At 59.1% G+C, this 22441-nt stretch carries 18 protein-coding genes; 8 read left to right on the forward strand and 10 right to left on the reverse strand.

Features of this window, described 5'->3' with window-relative positions:
- Nucleotides 1–4 precede the first annotated feature (4 nt).
- The 5 genes from PL599_RS02070 to PL599_RS02090 form a co-directional block, all read right to left on the reverse strand.
- A complete protein-coding gene (locus PL599_RS02070; RefSeq protein ID WP_077984317.1) occupies nt 5–862 on the reverse strand; it encodes a carbohydrate ABC transporter permease in 858 nt (285 codons plus the stop codon).
- Nucleotides 863–866: 4 nt separating this feature from the next.
- Complete coding sequence (locus tag PL599_RS02075; protein ID WP_162520328.1) at nt 867–1778, reverse strand: carbohydrate ABC transporter permease; 912 nt, start codon at nt 1776–1778, stop codon at nt 867–869.
- Between the two features lie 174 nt (nt 1779–1952).
- A complete protein-coding gene (locus PL599_RS02080; protein WP_269824148.1) occupies nt 1953–3203 on the reverse strand; it encodes an ABC transporter substrate-binding protein in 1251 nt (416 codons plus the stop codon).
- Between the two features lie 52 nt (nt 3204–3255).
- Entirely contained in the window at nt 3256–4332 is a 1077-nt protein-coding gene (locus PL599_RS02085; protein WP_269824147.1) for an ABC transporter ATP-binding protein, read from the reverse strand.
- A gap of 335 nt (nt 4333–4667) precedes the next feature.
- The gene (locus tag PL599_RS02090) at nt 4668–5372 is read right to left on the reverse strand and encodes a GntR family transcriptional regulator (RefSeq protein WP_269824146.1); all 705 of its coding nucleotides are present in this window, start codon (nt 5370–5372) and stop codon (nt 4668–4670) included.
- A 100-nt stretch (nt 5373–5472) separates the two neighbouring features.
- On the opposite strand from PL599_RS02090, the gene PL599_RS02095 reads away from it, so the two are divergent.
- From PL599_RS02095 to PL599_RS02105, 3 genes are read left to right on the forward strand one after another with little or no spacing between them, the layout of a single operon-like run.
- Nucleotides 5473–6630, forward strand: a complete 1158-nt coding sequence (locus PL599_RS02095) for an LLM class flavin-dependent oxidoreductase (protein ID WP_003519880.1) — start codon at nt 5473–5475, stop codon at nt 6628–6630.
- Nucleotides 6630–7523: an aldo/keto reductase gene (locus tag PL599_RS02100; protein WP_077984313.1), complete on the forward strand. Its 894-nt coding sequence runs from the start codon at nt 6630–6632 to the stop codon at nt 7521–7523. The genes PL599_RS02095 and PL599_RS02100 overlap by 1 nt, the downstream gene beginning before the upstream one ends.
- Complete coding sequence (locus PL599_RS02105) at nt 7523–8047, forward strand: flavin reductase family protein (protein WP_077984312.1); 525 nt, start codon at nt 7523–7525, stop codon at nt 8045–8047. The genes PL599_RS02100 and PL599_RS02105 overlap by 1 nt, the downstream gene beginning before the upstream one ends.
- Before the next feature lie 101 nt (nt 8048–8148).
- Here PL599_RS02105 and PL599_RS02110 read toward each other — a convergent pair whose 3' ends face one another.
- The 4 genes from PL599_RS02110 to PL599_RS02125 all read right to left on the reverse strand — a co-directional run bounded on the left by PL599_RS02110 (nt 8149) and on the right by PL599_RS02125 (nt 15587).
- Nucleotides 8149–11289: an efflux RND transporter permease subunit gene (locus PL599_RS02110; protein ID WP_269824145.1), complete on the reverse strand. Its 3141-nt coding sequence runs from the start codon at nt 11287–11289 to the stop codon at nt 8149–8151.
- A complete protein-coding gene (locus PL599_RS02115; protein ID WP_269824144.1) occupies nt 11286–12563 on the reverse strand; it encodes an efflux RND transporter periplasmic adaptor subunit in 1278 nt (425 codons plus the stop codon). The genes PL599_RS02110 and PL599_RS02115 overlap by 4 nt, the downstream gene beginning before the upstream one ends.
- Nucleotides 12564–12852: 289 nt before the next feature.
- Complete coding sequence (locus PL599_RS02120; RefSeq protein WP_077984309.1) at nt 12853–14049, reverse strand: polysaccharide biosynthesis/export family protein; 1197 nt, start codon at nt 14047–14049, stop codon at nt 12853–12855.
- A 413-nt stretch (nt 14050–14462) separates the two neighbouring features.
- Nucleotides 14463–15587: a glycosyltransferase family 4 protein gene (locus PL599_RS02125; RefSeq protein ID WP_077984308.1), complete on the reverse strand. Its 1125-nt coding sequence runs from the start codon at nt 15585–15587 to the stop codon at nt 14463–14465.
- A 501-nt stretch (nt 15588–16088) separates the two neighbouring features.
- On the opposite strand from PL599_RS02125, the gene PL599_RS02130 reads away from it, so the two are divergent.
- The 5 genes from PL599_RS02130 (at nt 16089) to PL599_RS02150 (ending at nt 21557) form a co-directional block, all read left to right on the forward strand.
- Complete coding sequence (locus PL599_RS02130) at nt 16089–17615, forward strand: ABC transporter substrate-binding protein (protein ID WP_269824143.1); 1527 nt, start codon at nt 16089–16091, stop codon at nt 17613–17615.
- Nucleotides 17616–17938: 323 nt separating this feature from the next.
- On the forward strand, nt 17939–18880 hold the full coding sequence (locus tag PL599_RS02135; protein ID WP_269824142.1) for an ABC transporter permease: 942 nt from the start codon (nt 17939–17941) through the stop codon (nt 18878–18880).
- Nucleotides 18880–19755 (forward strand): ABC transporter permease, encoded by an 876-nt coding sequence (locus PL599_RS02140; protein WP_269824141.1) that lies wholly within the window; start codon nt 18880–18882, stop codon nt 19753–19755. Before PL599_RS02135 ends, PL599_RS02140 begins: the two co-directional genes overlap by 1 nt.
- A gap of 1 nt (nt 19756) precedes the next feature.
- A complete protein-coding gene (locus PL599_RS02145; protein ID WP_269824140.1) occupies nt 19757–20980 on the forward strand; it encodes an amidohydrolase/deacetylase family metallohydrolase in 1224 nt (407 codons plus the stop codon).
- A gap of 82 nt (nt 20981–21062) precedes the next feature.
- On the forward strand, nt 21063–21557 hold the full coding sequence (locus PL599_RS02150) for a RidA family protein (RefSeq protein ID WP_269824139.1): 495 nt from the start codon (nt 21063–21065) through the stop codon (nt 21555–21557).
- 6 nt (nt 21558–21563) lie between these two features.
- Here PL599_RS02150 and PL599_RS02155 read toward each other — a convergent pair whose 3' ends face one another.
- Nucleotides 21564–22400: an IclR family transcriptional regulator gene (locus PL599_RS02155; protein WP_162520326.1), complete on the reverse strand. Its 837-nt coding sequence runs from the start codon at nt 22398–22400 to the stop codon at nt 21564–21566.
- Between the last annotated feature and the right edge of the window lie 41 nt (nt 22401–22441).

The following is a 22441-nucleotide window of genomic DNA, read 5'->3' on the forward strand; positions in this document are numbered from 1 at the left end:
CCTTTTAGCCCTTGAGACCACCGGCGGTGAGACCCGAGACGACCCGTTCCTGGAAGATGACGATCAGGATCGCAACCGGCACGATGCCGACCACCAGCGCTGCCGAAATCACCGGCCAGGGGAAAGCGAACTCACCCTGATAGAGTTGGATGCCGACGGGCAGGGTACGCAGTGCGGGGTTGGAGTTGAAAGAGAGCGCCAGCAGGAATTCATCCCAGGCATTGACGAAGGCAAGAATGCCAGCAGTAAAGACACCCGGCGCGCAGAGTGGCACGACGACCTTGAACAGCGCGCCGATGCGGGTGCAGCCATCGATCATGGCGGCGTTTTCGAGATCGCGCGGAATGCTTTCGAAGAAAGAGACGAGCATTAGCGTGCAGACCGGAAGAGAAAGGACCGTGTAGGGCAGGATCAGTGCCGTCCAGCTGTTGAGCAGGTTCAGCGCGCGCATGATTTCGAACAGCGGTACCAGCAGCGTCACCAGTGGGAAGGTGGAAACGGCGATGATGAGCGACAGGATCAGCGCCCGGTATTTGAGGTTCAACCGCGCCAAGGCATAAGCGGCCAGCACTGAAATCAGGATGGTGAGCGCGGTGGAAAGCAGTGCCACCATGAAGCTGTTGAACAGGAAGAGGTGCAGCGGCTGGTCGGAAAAGGCCTGCATGTAATTGGCGAGCGTCGGCGCATGCGGAAACCAGGTAATGGGTTTCGCGGTCAATTCCGCTTCGGTCTTCAGCGATGTGAAGAGGATCCAGATCGCGGGGAAGAGGCCGTTCACCAGAAGAATGGAGGCGGCGATGAAACGCAGCGGCTTGCCGGAGAAGAAGGAGGACAGACCGGAGGAGGTGGCAACGGTGCTCATGGGATCAGTCCTTCGTCCTGATAATGCGGAGGTAAACGGCGGTAACGCACATGGAAAGCGCAAACATCATGACCGCCAGCGCCGAACCGTAACCCAGATCGAGGAAGGAAACGGTGTTCTGGTGGATATACATGGCAAGCGTCGTGGTGGATGTGCCGGGGCCGCCGCCTGTCATCATGTAAGGAATATCAAAGGTCTGCAGCGCCGTGATGGTGCGGAAGATGAGCGCGACGACAATCGAGGGCTTCAGAAGAGGCAGGGTGATTTCGAAGAATTGCCGGATTTTGCCGGCGCCATCCACATCAGCCGCCTCATAGAGCGAACGCGGAATGGTTTGCAGGCCGGCAAGGATCATCAGCGCCATGAAGGAGGATGTCTTCCAGATGATCGTCAGGCAGATGGCCGCAAAGGCCCAGTTCGGCGAATTGAACCAGATGATGCCTTCGAAGCCGAAACGGTTGAGCACATCGTTGACCACGCCATATTCGTAATGGAAAAACCATGCGAAGATGAGGCCAGCAAAGGATAGCGGCAGCGCCCACGGGATCAGCAGCGAAAGCCGCATCGGCCACTGCATGGAAAAAGGCAGGTTGGCAAGCAGTGCGAGACCAAGGCCCATGAACAGCGCGCCCGGTACGGTGATCAGCGTGATCAGAACCGTATTCCAGGTCGTTTCCCAGAAAATCGGATCATCGAACATGGCGGTATAATTTTCAAAGCCGATAAATTCCGCCGGCAGCCCTGAGGTCAGCGAAAGGCTGAAAAAGGAGGTATAGACGAGCCGCGCCACCGGATAAACGATGATGAGCGACAGCAGGATCGCTGCGGGCGCCAGCAGCAGCACGGCCAGCGACCGGTCGCCGAGATCGAGCCAGCGCGTCCAGCGCGGCAGCTGCTTTTCGTCCACCCGGACCATGGTTCTTTCCGGCATTGTCACGTCTGCCACTCCCGCAACTGGATTCACGTCGTCGTCTCCCGATCGGACCGGTTCTTATCCGGCCCGTTTATCGCGCCGTTCAGGCGGCTTTATTCCTGTCAGTCGAAACAGCCGGAAAGGGCATGGCGCGCATGCCGCCTTCCGGCCTGAAGTTTAGCGCAGAACGCGCCGCAGACGGCTTTCCATCTGCTTTGCACCATCCTCCGGTGTCATCACGCCGGCAAGAACGCCATTGACGGTGGTGCGGATCGTTTCGCTGACCTCGTTGTAACGCGGGGTAACCGGACGGGCCTTTGCCGTTTCAACGACGGGCAGGGCGTCCGCGAACCACGGGATCGTCTTGGTCACATCCGCATCCTTGTAGAGCGCGGCATAGGTGGGCAGAAGTGCTGCGTTGATCGCCATGAACTTCGACACATCCTGACTGGAGAGATATTCCACCAGCTTCTTGGCTTCATCCTGCTGTTTGGAATAGGCCGAAACGCCGAACTCCCAGCCGCCGAGGCAGGTCGTCTGCTCGCCGCCCTTGACGGCCGGCAGACGGGCAACGCCGACCTTGTCGTTCACCTGTGATTCCTTGCCCTGGAAATGGGTCCAGGCGTAGGACCAGTTGACGGCGAAGAGAACCTTGCCGGCCTGGAATTCCTTGCGGGTGTCGTCGGTCGCGACTTCCGAAATATTCTTCTTGGAAATGCCTTCGTCGACAAAGCTCTTCCAGAGCTTCAGGGAATCCACCGCTGCCTTGTTGTCGAAATTCAGCTTGCCGTTTTCAACCAGCGACTTGCCCTCGCTCCAATAGGGCAGGAGGAAGGTGCAGACCGCGCCTTCGATCGCCTTGCCCTGGAAGGACAGGCCCTGAAGTTCGGGGTTCTTTTCGCCTTCCATGACCTTCTTGGAGGCTTCCTTCAGCTCGTCCCAGGTGGTCGGCGGCTCGATGCCGTATTTGTCGAGCAGGTCTTTGCGGTAATAGAGGAACATGGAGTCGGCAAAAGCGGGCAGCGCCACGATTTTGCCGTCTACGGTATTTGCTTCGGCGTAGGTCGGCAGATAGGCCGACATGTCCTTGCCTGAGAAATCGCTGGTCCAGCCAGCGGTGGCGAACTGCGCGGGACGGATGACGTCGAGCATCAGCACGTCAAGGCTCGAATCCTTGGCCGACATGACGGTATTGAGATATTGCGCCTGCATTTCCGAGGTGTTGCCGCCGGTCTCGATGACCACTTTCACGCCGGGCGTCTTCGCTTCATATTGATCGAGCGCCTTGCGCCAGACATCCGGCTGATGCTGGCTGGAAACGAAGATCTTCAGTTCGGCATCGGCAAAGGCCTGTCCCGAAAAAGCGAGCATGGTTGCGCAAAGCGCAGCACCCATGAGAGCTTTGCCCCTGGTGGTTTTAAATGTCATGTGTTCCTCCCATTATTAAACCTGTTGGCCGCAGCGTCTCTTCGCCCGGCAATCAGTGAATCGAGCGTTCCGTCGCGGCGTCGAAAAGATGAACCTTGGACGGATCGACACCGATCTTCAGTTCCTCATTCGGAGCAGGCCGCAGATGCGGCGGCATACGTGCGGTCAGCGCCGCATCGCCGAGGCTGAAATGGACGAGCGTGTCCGAGCCGAGCGGTTCCACCACCTGCACCTTGACCGCAAGCTGCGTGTCAAAGCCCTCGACGGTGCCGAAATGTTCCGGGCGAATGCCGACGATGACTTCACGCCCGTCGAGGCCTGTTTCGCGGGATGGTCGGATGGCGGTCATCGGCAGGGAATTGCCGTCGGAGAATGCCAACCGGTCGCCGCTCACCTTTGCGCGGGCGAAGTTCATCGCCGGAGCCCCAACGAAACCGCCGACGAACACGCTTTCAGGCCGGTTATAGACCTCGTCAGGTGTACCGACCTGCTCGATATCGCCGCCGCGCAGGATGACGATGCGATCTGCAAGCGTCATGGCCTCCACTTGGTCGTGGGTGACGTAGATGATGGTGGTGCCGAGCTGCTGATGCAGGCGCTTGATTTCCGTGCGCACCTGTCCGCGGAGTTTAGCGTCGAGGTTGGAAAGCGGCTCATCGAACAGGAAGACCTGCGGGCGGCGCACGATGGCGCGGCCCATGGCCACACGCTGGCGCTGGCCGCCGGAGAGCTGGCCGGGCCGCCGGTCGAGAAGGTGCTCGATGCCCAGCATCTTCGCGGCCTCATCGATGCTGGCATTGGCCTGCGATGCGCTGACACCGCGCACTTTCAGGCTGAAACCCATGTTTTCACGCACCGTCTTGTGCGGATAAAGCGCATAGTCCTGAAACACCATGGCAATGTCGCGCTCACGCGGCGGCAGCTTGTTGACAACGCGGTCACCGATCTTCACTTCGCCGCCGGTAATGCTCTCCAGCCCCGCGACCATGCGCAGCGTCGTGGATTTGCCGCAGCCGGAAGGGCCGACGAAGACGACGAATTCGCCATCGTTGATTTCAAGGTCGATGCCCTTGACGATGCGAAGCGCACCGTAACTCTTGTCCAGCTTGCGCAGGCTGACCGAAGCCATATTTTCCTCCTCACGACCGGCGCGTCCAGAATTCGAATGGACGCCATTGCCGGTATCAACCTTCAAGTTCCACGCATCGCATCGTCGAGAATCGATCCCGATTGTCTGGCGATATCGTGGGATGGCGAAACGCCTGTCTCCCTGAGGTCGTGATATTACCTTTCATAAAAAGGAAATCAATAGTGTATCAATTTTATTTCTGACAGAAATCAAAAACTATTAACCCGTTGATTAAAAGAAATATAACTGCAAAATCAGCTCGACGGCAGGCTGCTGCTTGCTTGCCTCCCGTCAAATTCTTTCATCTATGTGGAGCACGCGAAATTTGCGCAGTCTCAACGTATGCGTGAAACGTATCGTGCGACGGTATGGTCGAACCAGGTCCATGAAACTTCGGCCACCGCGCCATCCTGCGCTTGGCTAAGACGCAACACGCGCGGCACCAGTGCGCCTGATTTCTGACCGAAGACCTCGGGCGTCCATTCCGGTACTTCACCGAGATCGATGCGATCCTCCGCCTTCGATATCCAGAGATTGAGGCGGGTGCGGTAATAGAGGTAGAGGGATTCCGACATGTTCTCGATGGCGATGGTGTCCACGTAAGAACCGTCCAGCCAGATCTCCTCGATGGCCGCGGGTTTGCCGGCGATGCGCCGCATGCGTCTTATCCTGTGCCCTTCGGTCGATGTGCCGAAAGCGGGCAGGTCAGCGGGCTTGGCAAGGCGCGCCACATCCAGAACCTCCGCCGTCGGCAGGCCGCCGCCTTCGATCAGTTCAAGCCGGAAGAAGGCGTAGACGCTTTGCGGATCGCTGACGGCGCGAATGTAATTGCCGGAGCCCTGCACGCGCTCCAGAAGGCCGCGCTCCTGCAGTTCAGCAAGCGCCTTGCGCAGCGTGCCGACGGCGATGCCGAGATCGGCCGCCATGTCGCGCTCCGGCGCCAGCTTCTCGCCATCGATCAACCGGCCCGCCGCCACTTCGCGCACCAGCATTTCGGCGATCTGCATATACATGGGCAGGCTGCCGCCAGTGTGTTTCATATACCGTTTCCTCCCCCGAAACAAAAATTGATACATCATTGATTTACATATTTCTTGATGTTATGCAAGAAAAACGAGAGCGGCCCTGAGGAGGAATTGCATGACCGTCGTACCCGTTACATCCGCTGATCTCGATGCTGCCGAGGTCTCCTGGTTTTCCGCTTTGTGTTCCGATGATTACGCCTATCTTGGCGTGCCTGACGGTAGCTTGCGTTCCAGTTTCGAACATTGTTCCGATATCGTTAAAAAGGCCGAAGAACTCGGTTTCCGCAATATCCTCTGCCCCTCATCTTATCAGGTGGGGCAGGATACGCTGAGCTTCGTCGCCGGCTGTGCGCCGATCAGCGACCGCATCAATTTTCTTGCTGCTATCCGTTGTGGCGAAATGCAGCCGATCATGCTGGCCCGTACGGTAGCGACGCTCGACCACATGTTGAAGGGCCGCCTGACGCTCAACGTCATCAGCTCCGATTTCCCCGGCGAAGTGGCTGATAGCGCCTTTCGCTACAAGCGCAGCCACGAGGTCGTTGAGATTCTGCGCCAAGCTTGGACGCGTGACACCATCGACCATGACGGCGAAATCTACCAGTTCAAGGGCGTCTCCACCGAGCCGGCACGGCCCTACCAGCAAAATGGCGGACCGCTCCTTTATTTCGGTGGCTACTCGCCGGATGCGCTGGAACTCTGCGGCGCGCAGTGTGACGTCTATCTGATGTGGCCTGAGACGAAGGACCAGCTGGCGGATCGCATGCGCGCCGCCAACGAGCGCGCCGCCGCCCATGGCCGCACGCTGGATTACGGCCTGCGTGTCCATATGGTGGTGCGCGATACCGAACAGGAAGCCCGTGAATATGCCGAGCATCTTGTCTCGAAGCTCGATGACGAGTACGGCCAGCTTATCCGCAACCGCGCCCATGACAGCGGTTCGCTCGGCGTATCCCATCAGGCGCGCGCCCGTGAACTCGCCGACAAGTTCGGTTATGTCGAACCCAATCTATGGACCGGCATCGGCCGGGCGCGTTCGGGCTGCGGTGCGGCGCTGGTCGGTTCCACCGACAAGGTGCTTTCGGCGCTGGAGGAATACCAGAAGATGGGCATTCGCGCCTTCATCCTGTCCGGTTATCCGCATCTCGATGAAGCGGAGCACTTCGGCACCAAGGTTCTGCCGCAGATGAAAACCTGCTCCCTGCCGCATGCCTACGGCCGGGTGCCTTCTGAAACGCCAGCGACGCCGCTCGGCAACGGGGAACGCCACTGATGGAACGTATCGCTCTTTCTGACAAACTCGAACTCAGCCGCATCGTTTACGGCATGTGGCGCATCGGTGACGACGCCGACACGTCACCAGCCCATGTTCAGGCGAAGATCGAGGCTTGCCTCGCGCAGGGCATCACCACCATGGATCAGGCCGATATCTACGGCGGATACACGGCGGAGGCCATTCTCGGCGCCGGCCTGAAGGCTGCGCCGGGACTGCGCGACAGAATAGAAATCGTCACGAAATGCGGCATCGTCGCGCCGGCCGGCCGCCACGCCGCCGCCCGTGTCAAACATTACGATACGACGGCCGGCCACATCAATGCTTCGGTCGAAGCCTCGCTACGTGACATGGGAACCGATCACGTCGATCTGCTCCTCATTCACCGCCCTGACCCGCTGATCGATGCGGAAGAAACCGGTAAGGCGCTCGATGCGCTGGTGGCTTCCGGCAAGGTCAAGGCAGTGGGCGTCTCAAACTTCCGCCCGTGGGATTTTTCGCTGCTGCAATCGGCCATGAGCAACCGGCTCGTGACCAACCAGATCGAAATGAGCCTTCTTGCCACCGATACCTTCACCAATGGCGATCTGGCTTACCTGCAGGAAAAGCGGGTTTCGCCCATGGCATGGTCGCCGCTCGGGGGCGGTTCGCTGTTCTCCGGCGCGCATGGGGGCACCATGGCTGCCTTGCAGCGTATCGGCAAGGAACAGGGCGTCGATGCGACGGCTGTCGCGATTGCCTGGCTGCTACGCCATCCGGCAAAGATCGTGCCGGTTCTCGGAACCAACAATCTCGAACGCATCAGAACGGCGGCCGATGCGCTCCGCGTGACGATGGACCGCCAGACATGGTTTGAACTCTACACCCTTGCGATTGGAAAAGAGGTGGCGTGATGACAGTGGCAGAGGCAATCAAGATGCCCAATGAGCATGTATTCGTTCCCGGCGGCGAAAACAGCCGCAGTTTCCGCAATGCGCTCGGCGCTTTCACGACAGGCGTCACGGTGGTAACCGCCACCACGCCGGAAGGTCCGATTGGCATGACGGTCAATAGCTTTGCGTCGGTATCGCTCGATCCGCCGCTGGTTCTGTGGTCGCCGGCCAAAAGCTCGTCGCGTTATGAGGCCTTCAACGGCGCCACACATTTCGCGATCCACGTACTGAGTGCCGATCAGGATGTGCTGAGCGCCCGGTTCACTCGTAATGGCCGTGCTTTCGACGATCTGGATTGGGAGCTGAACGACGAGGGCGTGCCGGTCATTCCCGGAACGCTCGCTCGTTTCGAATGCCGCCAGGCGGCAGCCCATGATGCGGGCGATCACACGATCATCGTCGGAGAAGTTCTGCGCGCAGCCCATCGTGACGGGGACCCTCTATGCTTTTCAGGCGGAGCCTTTGGCCGGTTTTCGCGGCAATAAAAGAGCCTGGCTGGATTTTCATAGTCGCTGGCGAGGCTCTGTTATTGCAGCCGTAGTGCCGCGGCGGGTTTCGAGGCGCTGGAGCGCCTCGAAAATCTGCGTTAAGCGGCAACTGATTCCGGTTCGCCGGGCCCTTCCGGCTTTTGCGGTTCGGTGTTTTTTTCCGCCTTTTTCCGGCGGGAAAACACCCCGGTGAGGAATTGGCCGAACCGGTCCATTTCCACGAAGATGACGGGCGTGATGAACAGCGTCAGCAATTGCGACACGATGAGGCCGCCGACCACGGCGATGCCGAGCGGCTGGCGCAGTTCCGAACTCGCGCCCGAGCCGAGTGCGATGGGAAGTGCCCCAAGCAGCGCGCAGAAGGTCGTCATCATGATCGGCCGGAACCGGCGCACGCAGGCCTCGTGAATGGCGGTTGCTGGTCGTTCCGCTTTTTCGCGTATCAACTCCACCGCAACATCGATCATCATGATCGCATTTTTTTTGACGATGCCGATCAGCATCAAAAGGCCGATCAGCGCGATGATCGAAAAATCCATGCCCATCACCTTCAGCGCCACCAGCGCGCCGAAGGCGGCGGCCGGCAGTCCGGAGAGGATGGTCAGCGGGTGGATGAAACTCTCGTAAAGCACGCCGAGAACCACATAGATGGTCAGCACCGCTGCCAGAATAAGGATGCCGGTATTGCCCTGGCTCTGCTGGAAGATCGCCGCCGTGCCGCCATAGCTGGTGAAGACATCCTGTGGCAGACCTATCGTGCTCTTGATCTGGTCTATCCGGCTCGTGGCATCGGACAGCGCCACCCCATCCGGCAGGTTGAAGGAGATGGTGGTGGAGACGAGCTGGCCCGTCTGGTTGATGGTAACAGGCGCCTGCGTGCGGGTAAGGGTGGCGAAGTTGGAAAGCGGAACCAGAACCCCGGATTTTGCCGAAAGAATGTTGATATCGCTGAGGAAATCGTCATTCCAGGGTTTGGAACTGTCGAATTCCACAATCACGTCGTAGCTATCGCCAGTAGACTGGATTTGCGCCGCCGTATAACCGCCGAAAGACATTTCCAGCGTCTTGCGCAATTGGTCATTGGTAATGCCGAAGGCGGCGGCCTTTTCCGGATCAACGGAGATCGTGGCGGCGATCGCACCGTTCTGGGCGTCGGAAGTGACGGAGGTGAAGGTGTGGTCGCGACGCATCGCGTCCATCAGCTTATTCGACCATTCGTTGGTCGTGTCGGCATTCAGACCCTGAACGACGAGCTGGTATTGGCTGGCGGAGCTGCGCCCGCCAAAGCGCAGGCTCTGCTGCGGATTGATATAGGTGCGGATGCCCGCCACTTTCGATGTGGCCTGACCCAGTTCCGCCAGCACCTGGCTGAGCGGCGCCCGCTCTTCCTTGGGCTTCAGTTCCACGAACATCGAGCCGTTGTTCAACGGATTGCGGGAATTGCCGCCGACGATAGAGGTGACGTGCACGACGGCTGGATTCTTGCGGATCTGATCGGCGACCTGCGCCTGGAGATCTCGCATCGCCGTATAGGAAATATCCTCACGCGCCCGTGTCGAAACCGAAAGACGTCCGATATCTTCCTGTGGAAAGAAGCTGGAGGGCAGGGTTTCGAAGAGATAGAGCGACGCCGCGACCGAAGCGAGAAACGATGCCAAAACGATGCGACGGTGAGAGAGGCACCAGCCGACGGCGCGGCCATAGGCGCGCAGCGTGCGTTCGAAACCCGCATCGAACCAGCGGATGATCGCAGGTGGTCTGGAGGAGTGGCCGGAGAGGCGCGAAGCGAGCATCGGCGTCACTGTCAGCGAGACCAGCGCCGAGGCCATGATAGCCAGCGTGACGACCATGCCGAACTCGTTGAAGAGCCTGCCGATAACGCCGCCCATCAACAGAATGGGAATGAAGACGGCCACCAGCGAGATTGACATGGACAGAATGGTGCCGCTGACTTCCGCCGCGCCCTGCAAGGCCGCCTCGCGCATGGGCAGGCCTTCTTCATGCAGGCGCAGGATGTTTTCCAGCATGACGATGGCGTCATCCACCACCAGCCCCACCGATAGCGTCAGCCCGAGCAGCGAGATGTTGTCGATGCTGTAGCCCAGAACATACATCATGCCGAAGGCGGTGATGAGAGACAGGGGTACTGCAAGACCGGGAATGATGGTCGCCGTCAGGTGCCCGGTGAAGAGATAGATGACCGCAACCACCAGCCCGATGGTGAGAAGCAGGGTGAACTGAACGTCTGAGATCGCATCCTTGATGGCGGTCGAGGCATCATTCATGACGTTGATATTGACGGAGGGCGGCAATTGCTGGTGAAGCGCCGGCAGCTTCGCCTTGATGGCGTCCACGACGTCGACGGTATTGGCGTCCGGCTGACGCTGCACGGCGAGAACGATCGCCTGTTCGCCATCGAACCAGCTGCCGGCATTGGTGTTGTCGATGCTGTCGGTGATATTGGCGATATCGCCGAGATGGATCGGCGCGCCATTATTCGTCGAGACGACCAGCGAGCGGAAGGCGGCCGCATTGGTGCGCTGGGTATCGGCCTCGATCGTCAGGCGCTGATTGTCGGTCTGCAAGGCGCCAACAGGCACCTGATTATTCGCCTGGGCGATGGCCGTGGTGACGGTGTCGACGCCAAGCCCTCTTGCCTGAAGCTGGGCCGGATCAAGGCCGATGCGCACGGCATAGGTTTGTGCACCATAGATGCTCACCTGCGCGACGCCTGAAATTGTGGAGAGAAGCGGTGAGATGATGTTTTCGGCGATCTCATCCACCTTGCTGGTCGGCATTTCCTTGCTGTTGACGGCGAGCAGCAGCACCGGCGCATCGGCCGGGTTGGTCTTGCGATAGCTCGGCGTCGTCGTCATGTTGCTTGGCAATTGCCGCTGCGCGCGGGAAATTGCGGCCTGCACATCGGCCGCCGCGGCGTCGATATCGCGGTTGAGATCGAACTGCAGCACGATCGAGCTGTTGCCGAGCGTGTTGGTGGCGCTGATTTCGCTAACGCCGGGAATGGTTTCGAACTGCTTGACCAGCGGCGTGGTGACCGATGTGGCCATGGTTTGCGGCGAAGCGCCTGACAGCGACGAGGAAACGTTGATCGTCGGAAAATCCACCTTCGGCAGGGCGGCGACGGGCAGCAGGCGGAAGCCGGCAAGCCCGGCGAGCACCAGGCCGATGGCGAGAAGTGTGGTGGCGACGGGGCGGTTGATGCAGAAATTAGGAATCATTGGCCGCCAACCTGTACCTGCGGAATATTGGCGGCCAGATTGGCAGCCGCACCGCCCTTGTCGGAGAATTGCTCGACAACCGTCTGGCCGTCGGCAAGTTCGGATTGACCTTCAACGATGATATGTTCGCCACCATTGAGGCCGCTTGTTATGGCGGTGAGATTGCCATTCGAGCGGGCGACTTCCACCGGCGTCATGTGGGCATGATGCTCACTATCGACGGTATAGACGAAATTGCCCTTCGGTCCGGGGCGCACGGCGACTGTCGGCACCACGATCATTTCATCCCCCGAGACGAAATGGGCCGTGACGTTTACCGACTGGCCGGGCCATAAAAGACCGCGATCGTTCTTGAACTCCGCCTTGGCGAGCACCGTGCCGGAGGTCTGGTCCACCGTATTGTCGTAGAACCGCAGTACGCCGCTCATCGGTTCGCCTCCCGTCGCCGCGGGGTCGACATCGACTGCGGTATCCTTTGCCACGCCTTCACGAAGTTGCGGCAGGTAGCGCTGTGAAAGCCGGAAACTGACCGAGATCGGGTCATATTTGGTGATCGTCACGATGTTGACGCCCGCACTGAGATAGGCGCCGGGGCTGACCGTGATATCGCCGAGCCGCCCATCGAACGGGGCGCGGATTTCCATATGTTCGAGCGCCACCTCATCGGATGCGAGCGTTGCCTTGTCGGCGTCGGTCTTGGCACTGGCGCTGTCGCGCGCTGCCCGTGCCTGATCCAGTACCTGTTGCGATTCAGCACTTTGCTTGACCAGATTAGCGGCGCGCTGGAAGGCGGCCTCGGTCTGTTCCAGCGTTGCCTGATCGGCGGCGATATTGGCCTTGTCCTTGTCGACGGCGGCCCGTGCGATGCGATCATCCAATTTGAGGATCAGGTCGCCCGCCTTGATATGCTGGCCGTCCTTCGCGCTGATCTCCGTGACGAGACCAGCCTGAAGCGGCGCGATATTGGTGATATCGGCCGCAACCGCCCAGCCCGTCGCCTTTGCATCCATCGGCAACGTCGCTTTGCCGACGGCGATGGTGCTGACCGTGGGTGGTCCACCGTTACGCCGTCCGCCGCCCTGCCTTTGTCCCTGCTGCCGGGCCGGTTGGCCGTTCTGGGAGGACTGCGCCGCCGTTTCGGCGTCGACCTTGGGAGATACGCTGGCAAATTGCTTGAGATAGGGAATTTGATCGAGCGGCAGGCGATCCTTGAAATACCAGGCACCGGCGGCTGCGATGGCAAGAACGCTGAGAGCGGTCCAGAAACGTTTCATCTGACGATTCCGCGTAATGAGAGCGATACATGTTTCCCGAACATGTGCGGCAAGCCTTGGGAGCAGCTTTCCCCCACAAGACACCCAATGCGTTGCGAAATCACCTTAAACTTTTGTAATGGCGGTGATGATGACCGTCGCCATATCCCCTGTCTTTCAAGGGCGGACGGCTTCGGTTCCTGCCCCAAGGCAATGTTTGATCACCTTCCGGTTCACCACTGGTTCCGGCCAAGGAAAAAGCCGCCTCCTTTCCGGGGCGGCTTTGGGATGAACGGCGAAACGCCGCCGTTTAAAAGGCGCGGATGGCGTTGCGGGTCGCAAGAACGTCCTCGGCGACATTGCCCGTCGTTGCCGGTACGGAGCCGACGAGATCCAGGAACTTGTAAAGTTCAGTGGCCTGCGAGTTGGTGACATAGATGATGTCGCGATCCTGCATCGGGAACTTCGTGGCGGCGAAGAATGTCGATGGATCGCGCAGATTGGCGCGGAAGATGACCGGCACGTCCTGTCCGGGGAACTTCGACGTATTGATGCCGAGCTTCACGAGAAGATCGCGCTTGACGATACGATAGACATAGACCTGAGCCGGGTCAGCGCGGGAATCGAGCAGTCCGCCCGCTTTGCCGAGTGCATCCGACAGCTTGAGATCGGCATCCTCGAACTCGAAACGCCCGTTGAGACCAGAAGCACCGAAGGCAAGGTAGGTGCGGCGTTCACGCTCCACCATGATCGTGTCGCCCGGAACTACATAGATGTTCTCGGACGGCGTGCTGACGAGGTGGTTGTAATTGACGCGGGCGGTCTTGCCGCGGCGGATCAGCGTGACATAGGATTCGATATTCGGAGCGCTGAGGCCCTTTGCGTAGGAAATGACGTCGAGAACCCGATCGCCCGCTTCCGAAAGCTGAACCTTCGTCGGCTCCTTGACGTCGCCCAACACGGAGGCCTGTGCGGAGCGGCTGGAAATCTTGGTGATGAGAACCTGCGGCTCGATGGCGCGGTTGGCGAGCCGTTCCTCGATTTCGCTCTGCACATCTTCGACGTTGCGGCCGGTGGCGCGAATCTTGCCCGCATAGGGAACGCTGATATTGCCTTCCCGGTCCACGGTCTGGTTCGGCAGGCTGATGAAGTTGCCGGGACGGCTGCCGGCGTCGTTTGGAATGAAGAGGCCGCCGGCCTGGCTTTCAAAAATTGCAACCTGCACCACGTCACCGACGCCCATCGGCAGTGCCGGAACGCCGCCCTTGCCGCCGCCGAAACTGCCGAGCAGGGTAGTTGTTGTGGTGTCGCCGACGTAATTGAGGACGGCGCTGTTGATGTCGAGCAGCGCGTAGTCGACACCGGCGGTTTTCTGCTTGTCCTTGGAGGCGAATTTCACCGAAGCGTTAGATTCGATCGAGGCTGCATCGGGGCCGGAGGCTGCGGTAACCGTGCAACCCGCCAGTGCTGCAGAGGCAAGCATAATCGAAACATTCAATAAACGCATTTGGTCCTCGAAATGAATGCCGTCCGAAAAGCAGAAATAATTCGGACATCGTATAAGTTTTTAAAAATAAGCACTTCATAAATGACACCGGTAAAGGAAATCCAAACCGGCATTACATCCGTTCAGCGGAATCGCATCCCGGGATGTTTACGTCCTCTGTCAGGCATATGCCTAATTTCAGACGATGCTTCAAGTTCATCATCGTTCAACTGCGCCGAAAAATTCCGGGCGAGGCGCGATGGTCGAACCCCAGACGGTGTCAGTATTGTTGCGCTTCAATATTCAGTTGGACGCCATCATCTCTTCGATTGCTGCATTGCGCTAGTGCAGTTTTGTCACGCCTGCGCGGTTTCTTTCGTTATTGAATTTCGTGAAGCCCAATCATTTATTTTATGGATTTTTTTATGCATCCGTCATGCCCGTTCAGCCAGCGCGAAATTCACGGTATCCGCGAATTCCCGCAGGAAACGTTCGCGGGAGAAGCGGGCGGCGTTGTTGATGCAGGCGTTCTTGTCGAAGCGGTCGGAATTGTCGACGAACTCCTGTACGGCGGCGCAGATCGCCTCCGGTGTCTGCTCCCCGAAGTAAAGGCCGGTCGGATGGTTGGAGGAGCCGAGCGGGACGACGGTTTCCAGTACGCCGCCCTTGCCGTAGGCGATGACCGGTGTACCGAGCGCCTGGGATTCGACGGGTACGATGCCGAAGTCGTCTTCTGCCGCAAAGACGAAGGCCTGGGCCTCGGCCATATATTTGTGAAGCTCTTCATTGCCCACGAAACCGAGGACTTCGACATTCGGCGCGGCGATTTCGCGGATGCGTTTCATGTCCGGACCGTCGCCGATGACGACCAGCCGTTTGTCCGGCATCGTTGAAAAAGCCTCCACGATAAGGTGTACTTTCTTGTAGGGCACCAGCCGCGACGCCGTGACGAAATAGTCACCTTTAAGGTCGGACGGGGAGAGATGAGACGTGTCCACCGGCGGATATATCACGGTGGAATCGCGGCCATAACACTTGCGCACCCGGTTGCGGATGAATTTGGAATTGACCGTCATCAGGTCGACGCCGTTGGCGGTGCGAATGTCCCACATGCGGATATAGTGAAGAACAGCGCGGGCGATCCACGAGGTGAAGCCGCGCGTCAGTCTGGTCTCCTTGAGATACTGGTGCTGGAGGTCCCAGGCGTAGCGTATCGGGCTATGGATATAAGAGACATGAAACTGGCCCGGGCCGGTGATGACGCCCTTGGCGACCGCATAACTCGAGGAAATAACGAGGTCGTAGCCGCTGAGATCGAACTGTTCGATGGCGAGTGGCATCAGCGGCAGGTAGGAGCGGTATTTTTTCCGGGCGAAAGGCAGCTTCTGGATGAAGGAGGTGTTGACGGGACGGCCGCCGAGAAAGCCGCGATCGCGCTCGCTCATGAAGTCGACAAGGCAGTAAAGATCCGCGTGAGGATAAATTTCAAGAAGGTTGTGAAGCACCTTTTCGGCCCCGCCTCTGTCGGTGAGCCAGTCATGCACGATTGCCGTCTTCATGATTTCCTCAATAATTTCAACGTAATAAAAATTAGTTTTCCGCCATGGAATAAAGTTTGGCGGTATAAAGTATCAGGTCTTTCTGCAGCCCTTGAAAACACGGCTGACGGCGTCAAATAGCGTAACGATTAATAAAAATGCGCAGGTATGTCTGTGGTGGCGTAGCGTTTCCGCTCTTTAATAGCACTTTGTTCGCAAATGCGAAATATCCAACCTTGTTAATTCCCTTTCTTCCTTTGCAGTCAAGCGCCGGTCGTCATTCCCTCTCTTCCAGCCGGAAAAGATGGATATCACGGCGCACCGTTTTTTTGGCGAAACTCCCGTTTTTTCATTACCTTAAACGATGCCGCCACCTTTCGCAAAGACCTGTCTTGCGTTTCGCCGATCATGGAAACCGATCATCGGGCCGCATTGTCATTGACAAGGCGTCTTATCGAGATATTCTGTTATAAAGATGCATATAACATAATAATGGAACACATAAGAGCTGGGAGCTTGACCATGAGACGTAAACTTGCATTTCTCGCCACCGCCGCTTTGCTGCTTGCGCCGGGTGTGATGATGGCTGCGGAGAAGGGCGGCGTCATCAATGTCGCCACGATCGGCGAGCCGCCGACCCTCGACCCCATGGCGTCTACCGCCGATCTGGTCGGCATCGTCACGCAGCATATTTTCGAAACGCTCTATACCTTCGACAAGGGTTGGAAGGTGACGCCGCTTCTGGCGGAAAGCTTGCCCGAGATCAGTGCGGACGGCAAAACCTACACGATCAAGCTCAGGCAGGGCATCAAGTTCCATGACGGCAGCGACATGACGTCTGAAGATGTCGTCGCCTCGCTCGGCCGCTGGATGAAGGTCGCCTCGCGCGGCAAGCAGGCAGCCGGCTTTATCGACAATATCTCCGCGCCGGATGCCGGAACGGTGACGATCGCTCTCAAGCAACCCTATGCGCCGCTCGTCTCCCTGCTCGCCTTCAATAATTCGGCGGCGATCATCCTGCCGGCTGAAAAGCAGGCGGAGCCGATGGCCGAATTCATCGGCACCGGTCCCTATATGCTGAAGGAACGCAAGGCCGACCAATATATCCAGCTCGTGCGCTTCGATGGCTACAAGTCCCGCGATGGCGAAAGCGACGGTTATGGCGGCGCACGCCATCAGTATCTCGATGAAATCCGCTTCGTTCCGGTGCCCGATCCGAATACCCGCGTCGAGGCCGCCGTTTCCGGCCAGTATGATTACGTCGATTCCATTCCGGTGGAATCCTTCGGCAAGGTGAAGTCATCGTCGGCCTCGCAGCCGCTGATGCTGAAGCCTTTCGGTTATCCCGTCTTCGTCTTCAACACGAAGGAGGGGCTGTCTTCCAAGCTTGAAGTCCGCAAGGCGGTGACCGAAGCGCTGAACATGGAAGACATGCTGGCGGCCGCTTTCGGCAGCACGGATTTCTACGCGCTCGACGGCGCCTATTATCCCGATAATTTCTCCTGGCATTCCGAAGAAGGCGTCGAGGGCAATTACAACGTCGGCAATCCGGAAGCCGCCGCCGAGAAACTCAAAGCCGCCGGTTACAACGGCGAACCTCTCCGCATCCTCACCAGCCGCCAGTATGAGTTCCATTACAAGATGGCGCAGGTCGCGGCGGAATATCTGAAGCTTGCCGGTTTCAAGGTGGATATGCAGGTGGTGGACTGGGCGACGCTGACGCAGCGCCGCGCCGACCCGAAACTCTGGGATATATACATCACTCACAGCCCCTTCCTGCCGGAACCGGCGCTGATCGGCGCGCTCTCCACCGGCTCGCCGGGCTGGTGGGATACGCCGGCGCGCAAAGCCGCGGTTGACGCCTTCACTTCGGAAGCCGATCCCGACAAGCGTATCGCGCTCTGGGCCAATGTGCAGAAGACGATCTATGCTGAGCTGCCGCTCATCAAGATAGGCGACTTCAATGCCGTGGCGGCCAAGTCCAACAAGCTGGAAGGCGTCGATCCGGCTCCATGGCCCTACTTCTGGAATGCTTCGGTTACGAAATAAGGCCGGTTTGGCAATCGGGTGCCGGGTATTGCATCCGGCACTCTGTCGCCACGGATCTAGGGTCCTTGCCGCTCCCCTCATTCCTGTGCTCGTCACAGGAATCCAGCTGACGCGCGTCTGCGTGGCGAGAAGAGTCCTTTCAGCCCAAGGACTTGGGCTGGCTAGATTCCTGTGACGAGCACAGGAATGAGGGTGGAGTATAAGGCGGACGTGAGAAGAGAACGCTCGATTTTACTACCGTGAGTGCCGGAATTGCTGGCGCTCATCGACACCATTCAACCGTCGCCTGATAGCGGCAATCACGCGCCTTGGAGCCTTCATACGTGATACGGTATATTTTCCAGAGACTTGCGGGAATGATCGTGGTGATGTTCCTCGTCGTCACCATCGTCTTCGTCATCTTGCGCGTCACGCCCGGAGACCCAGCCGCCGTGATGCTGGGGCCGGACGCCTCGGCGCAGGATATTGCCGAGCTTCGCACCCGGCTCGGTCTCGACCAGTCGCTCGGCGTGCAATATGTCTATTATATCGGCCAGTTGCTCAAGGGCGATCTCGGCCAGTCGATCTTCCTCAACATGCCGGTCGGCTCAGCACTTCTGGACCGGGCCGAACCGACGTTTTTCCTGACGATTTTTTCGCTGCTGATTGCCAGTGTCATCGCGCTCCCCATCGGTATCTATGCTGCTTACCGGCGCGGTTCCTTCGTGGACCAGGCCGCGACCACCATCGCAATGCTGGCGGCGAGCATTCCGAGCTTCTGGCTTGGCCTGATCCTCATGCAGGCCTTCGCCGTGCGGCTCGATATGTTTCCGGTATCGGGTTATGGCGGACCGGGCGCAACCTTCCTCGAGCGCATGTATCACCTGACCCTTCCGGCAATAGCGCTCGGCCTCGTTTCCTCCGCCCTCATCCTTCGCTTCACCCGCGCCTCGATGCTGGATGTTCTCGGCGACGATTATGTCCGCACCGCCAGAGCCAAGGGTGTCAAGGAGCGTCGCGTGGTGATGAAACATGCGTTTAAAAATGCGCTCATCCCCATCCTCACCGTTCTGGGTCTCACCGCCGCCGTGCTGATTTCCGGCGCTGTCGTCACGGAGACCGTCTTTGGCCTGCCGGGTGTCGGCAATCTTGTCGTCTCCGCCGTGCTCCGGCGCGACTATCCGGTCATTCAGGGGGCACTTCTCGTCATCGCCGGGCTTTACGTGCTCATCAATTTTGCAATCGACATGCTCTATTTGCTGGTCGATCCGAGGGTTCGTTACTGATGGCCGATATTGTTTCCACCGCCCCCCCGGCACGCAACCCCACCATCCTGTTCCTTCGGCGTCTCCTGAAGCGCAAGACGGTCGCCGCCGGTCTCATCGTGCTACTCGTCTTCGTGCTGTTTGCGGTTCTCGCACCGATGATTGCGCCCTATTCACCGTCGAAACTATCGATTGTGAACCGCCTGAAGCCGCCGAGCGAGCTTTACTGGTTCGGCACCGACGAGTTCGGCCGCGACGTCTTCTCGCGCACCATCTATGCCGGAAGACTGTCGCTTCTGGTCGGTGCCGCCGTGGTGGCGCTTTCGGCGCTGATCGGCATCACGCTTGGTTTGCTCGCCGGTTTCTTCCAAAAGCTGGATACGCCAATTGCGCGGCTGATCGATGCGATGATGGCCTTTCCGGATATTTTGCTGGCGATTGCGCTGGTGGCGGCGCTCGGCCCGTCGCTGACGACTGTCATCATCGCGCTCGCCGTGGTTTATTCGCCTCGCCTTGCCCGCATCGTGCGCGCCTCGACTTTGGTGATCCGCGAATTGCCCTATGTGGAAGCGGCCAGGGCGCTCGGTATTTCCACCTTCCATATCATGACGCGGCATGTGCTGCGCAATCTCGTCTCGCCGATCCTCGTGCAATGCACTTTCCTTTTCGCCAGCGCCATGCTGGCCGAGGCCGGCCTGTCGTTTCTGGGGCTTGGTGTCAGTCCGGAAATTCCCACCTGGGGAACCATGATCTCCGCTGGCCGCCAATATATCGGCCAGGCCGACTGGATGACCTATTTCCCCGGCTTTGCCATCATTCTTTCCGTGCTGTCGCTGCAAATGGTCGGCGACGGGCTGCGGGACATGCTCGACCCAAGACTGCGAAGGGATCTGTAATATGTCGTCCGGCGAACAGGCGAAAGCGCCTCTTCAAGCTCCCATTCTTCTCACCAATGTCAAACCCGTCGGTTTCGGAAAGGGTACATCACAGGCTTCGACCGATATTCTGATTGGCGGCGATGGCAAGATCGCCGCGGTCGGGTCTGCCATCCAAGCGCCCGTTGATGCGCGGCGCATCGATGCCAAGGGCGCCTTCATCTCTCCCGGCTGGGTGGATCTGCATGTGCATATCTGGCACGGCGGTACCGATATCTCCATCCGCCCCTCCGAATGCGGGGCCGAGCGCGGCGTGACCACGCTGGTGGACGCCGGTTCGGCGGGCGAGGCGAATTTCCACGGTTTCCGGGAATATATCATCGAGCCCTCGAAGGAGCGCATCAAGGCCTTCCTCAACCTCGGCTCCATCGGTCTCGTCGCCTGTAACCGCGTGCCGGAACTGCGCGACATCAAGGATATCGACCTTGACCGCATCCTTGAGTGTTATGCCGAGAACAGCGAGCATATTGTCGGCCTGAAGGTGCGGGCGAGCCATGTCATCACCGGCTCCTGGGGTGTGACGCCGGTCAAACTCGGCAAGAAGATCGCCAAGATACTGAAAGTGCCGATGATGGTGCATGTGGGCGAACCGCCGGCACTTTACGACGAGGTGCTGGAAATTCTCGGCCCCGGCGATGTCGTGACCCATTGTTTCAACGGCAAATCGGGTTCCAGCATCATGGAAGACGAGGACCTGTTCAACCTCGCAGAACGCTGCGCAGGCGAAGGCATTCGGCTTGATATCGGCCATGGTGGCGCGTCTTTCTCCTTCAAGGTGGCGGAAGCGGCGATTGCACGCGGCCTGCTCCCTTTCTCGATCTCAACGGATTTGCACGGGCATTCGATGAATTTCCCGGTTTGGGATCTGGCCACCACCATGTCGAAGCTGCTGTCGGTCGATATGCCTTTCGAAAATGTGGTCGAGGCCGTCACCCGCAACCCGGCCTCCATCATCCGTCTCGATATGGAAAACCGCCTCGACGTCGGCAGCCAAGCCGATTTCACGGTTTTCGATCTCGTCGACGCCGATCTGGAAGCGACCGATTCCAATGGCGACGTCTCGCGCCTGAAGCGCCTGTTCGAGCCGCGTTATGCGGTCATCGGTGCGGAAGCGATTGCCGCCAGCCGTTACATTCCAAGGGCGCGCAAGCTGGTGCGCCACAGCCACGGTTACTCCTGGCGTTGAACTCCACTGGAACGGCGAAGGTCAGTCCTCCGCCTTCCGCAGGCATTACGGGATACCCGTCCCGGCATTATGAGGAATTTGCGTGAAACAGTCTTCGCTCGACGCAGAAGGGCGGCTTTCGCCCTATGACCGGCTCGCCGCGCTCGGCATCTCCCTGCCGCCGCCGCCGCCGCCGATTGCCAATTTCGTCACCCATGTGGTGGAAGGCAACATGCTTTATCTTTCGGGGCAGGGGCCACGGGAGGAAAACGGCCATCTTTACGCCGGCAAGGTGGGCGGGGAAATCGGGCTGGAAGAGGCCTATAATCACGCACGGCTCACCGGCATCAACCTGCTTGCCGTCATGCATGAGGCGCTGGGGGACCTGTCGCGGGTGAAGAAGGTGGTCAAGCTGCTCGGCATGGTCAATGCGGTGAGCGATTTTCGCGATCACCCGAGCGTCATCAATGGCTGCTCCGATCTCTTCATCGATGTGTTCGGCGATGCGGGACAACATGCCCGCTCCGCCGTGGGTTTCGGCTCGCTGCCAGGCAACATCACCGTAGAGATCGAAGCAATCGTCGCGCTCAAAGGGTGAGGCCGTTTAATGGTTGCGCCAGCCCATGAGTTTTTCGATCCGTTCTGCCGAAACCCTGACCTGTTCGGTGTAATGGTTTTCGTCCGCCAGCACTTTCTGTTCCGGCAGCACGATGGAAATCGTCGCCACGCATTCGCCCCTGTTGTCGCAGATCGGCGACGCGATGCAGGCGACGGCATAATCGGATTCGGCGACCTGGATCGACAGGCGGTCATGGAAGGCGGCCGCCGCCGATTGCGACAGGGTCTCGGGATTGATTTCCGCACGGCCTGTCGGCGAGGTGCGGGCACAGCGGCGGAAAAGCTCGACGCGTTCCGCCTCCGGCAGATGCCCGACGAGCAGGCGGCCGGACGCCGTCCAGTTCAGCGGAACGCGGGTACCGACGCGCGACGCGACCTGAAAGTGGCTCGGACCATCGGCCATGGCCAAGACCAGCATATGGTCGCCGTCGCGCCCGCAAAGCTGCACGGTCTCGCCCGCATGACGGCACAGATCGTGCATTTCGTGGGTGGCGACACCCATGAAATCCAGCGAACGGGCATAGGCAAGGCCATAATGGTAAAGCCGCGCGCCAAGCCAGATGTTGCCATCGGCATTGCGCGCCAGCATGTTCTTTTCAACGAGATCGTCGATGATGACATAGACGGTGGAAAGCGGCGCCTTGATGGCCTTGGCAATCGCGTAAGCACCGGCGGGAGAACCGGTTTCGTAAAGATAATCAATCACCTGAAGAGCGCGGTCGATGCCGCTGACGCGCGAGCGCTTGGCCGCCTTCGCGTTCGCGTTTTCGGCGGCGTCGGACAGGGCGGTTGAAGGCGTTTCGTCCAGTTTATGGGCGTCCAATTTTGGCTCCTCATGAATTTTGAGAAGCTATTACATTATTA

The organism is Agrobacterium sp. ST15.16.055 (assembly GCF_027956555.1).
Classification (GTDB): domain Bacteria; phylum Pseudomonadota; class Alphaproteobacteria; order Rhizobiales; family Rhizobiaceae; genus Agrobacterium; species Agrobacterium salinitolerans.

Coding starts and splice junctions, on each gene's coding strand:
- PL599_RS02120 (WP_077984309.1), bottom strand. CDS start 14,049: ATGCGTTTATTGAATGTTTCGATTATGCTTGCCTCTGCAGCACTGGCG.
- PL599_RS02070 (WP_077984317.1), bottom strand. CDS start 862: ATGAGCACCGTTGCCACCTCCTCCGGTCTGTCCTCCTTCTTCTCCGGC.
- PL599_RS02100 (WP_077984313.1), top strand. CDS start 6,630: ATGGAACGTATCGCTCTTTCTGACAAACTCGAACTCAGCCGCATCGTT.
- PL599_RS02130 (WP_269824143.1), top strand. CDS start 16,089: ATGAGACGTAAACTTGCATTTCTCGCCACCGCCGCTTTGCTGCTTGCG.
- PL599_RS02140 (WP_269824141.1), top strand. CDS start 18,880: ATGGCCGATATTGTTTCCACCGCCCCCCCGGCACGCAACCCCACCATC.
- PL599_RS02085 (WP_269824147.1), bottom strand. CDS start 4,332: ATGGCTTCGGTCAGCCTGCGCAAGCTGGACAAGAGTTACGGTGCGCTT.
- PL599_RS02115 (WP_269824144.1), bottom strand. CDS start 12,563: ATGAAACGTTTCTGGACCGCTCTCAGCGTTCTTGCCATCGCAGCCGCC.
- PL599_RS02075 (WP_162520328.1), bottom strand. CDS start 1,778: ATGGTCCGGGTGGACGAAAAGCAGCTGCCGCGCTGGACGCGCTGGCTC.
- PL599_RS02105 (WP_077984312.1), top strand. CDS start 7,523: ATGACAGTGGCAGAGGCAATCAAGATGCCCAATGAGCATGTATTCGTT.
- PL599_RS02125 (WP_077984308.1), bottom strand. CDS start 15,587: ATGAAGACGGCAATCGTGCATGACTGGCTCACCGACAGAGGCGGGGCC.
- PL599_RS02110 (WP_269824145.1), bottom strand. CDS start 11,289: ATGATTCCTAATTTCTGCATCAACCGCCCCGTCGCCACCACACTTCTC.
- PL599_RS02145 (WP_269824140.1), top strand. CDS start 19,757: ATGTCGTCCGGCGAACAGGCGAAAGCGCCTCTTCAAGCTCCCATTCTT.
- PL599_RS02080 (WP_269824148.1), bottom strand. CDS start 3,203: ATGACATTTAAAACCACCAGGGGCAAAGCTCTCATGGGTGCTGCGCTT.
- PL599_RS02095 (WP_003519880.1), top strand. CDS start 5,473: ATGACCGTCGTACCCGTTACATCCGCTGATCTCGATGCTGCCGAGGTC.
- PL599_RS02090 (WP_269824146.1), bottom strand. CDS start 5,372: ATGAAACACACTGGCGGCAGCCTGCCCATGTATATGCAGATCGCCGAA.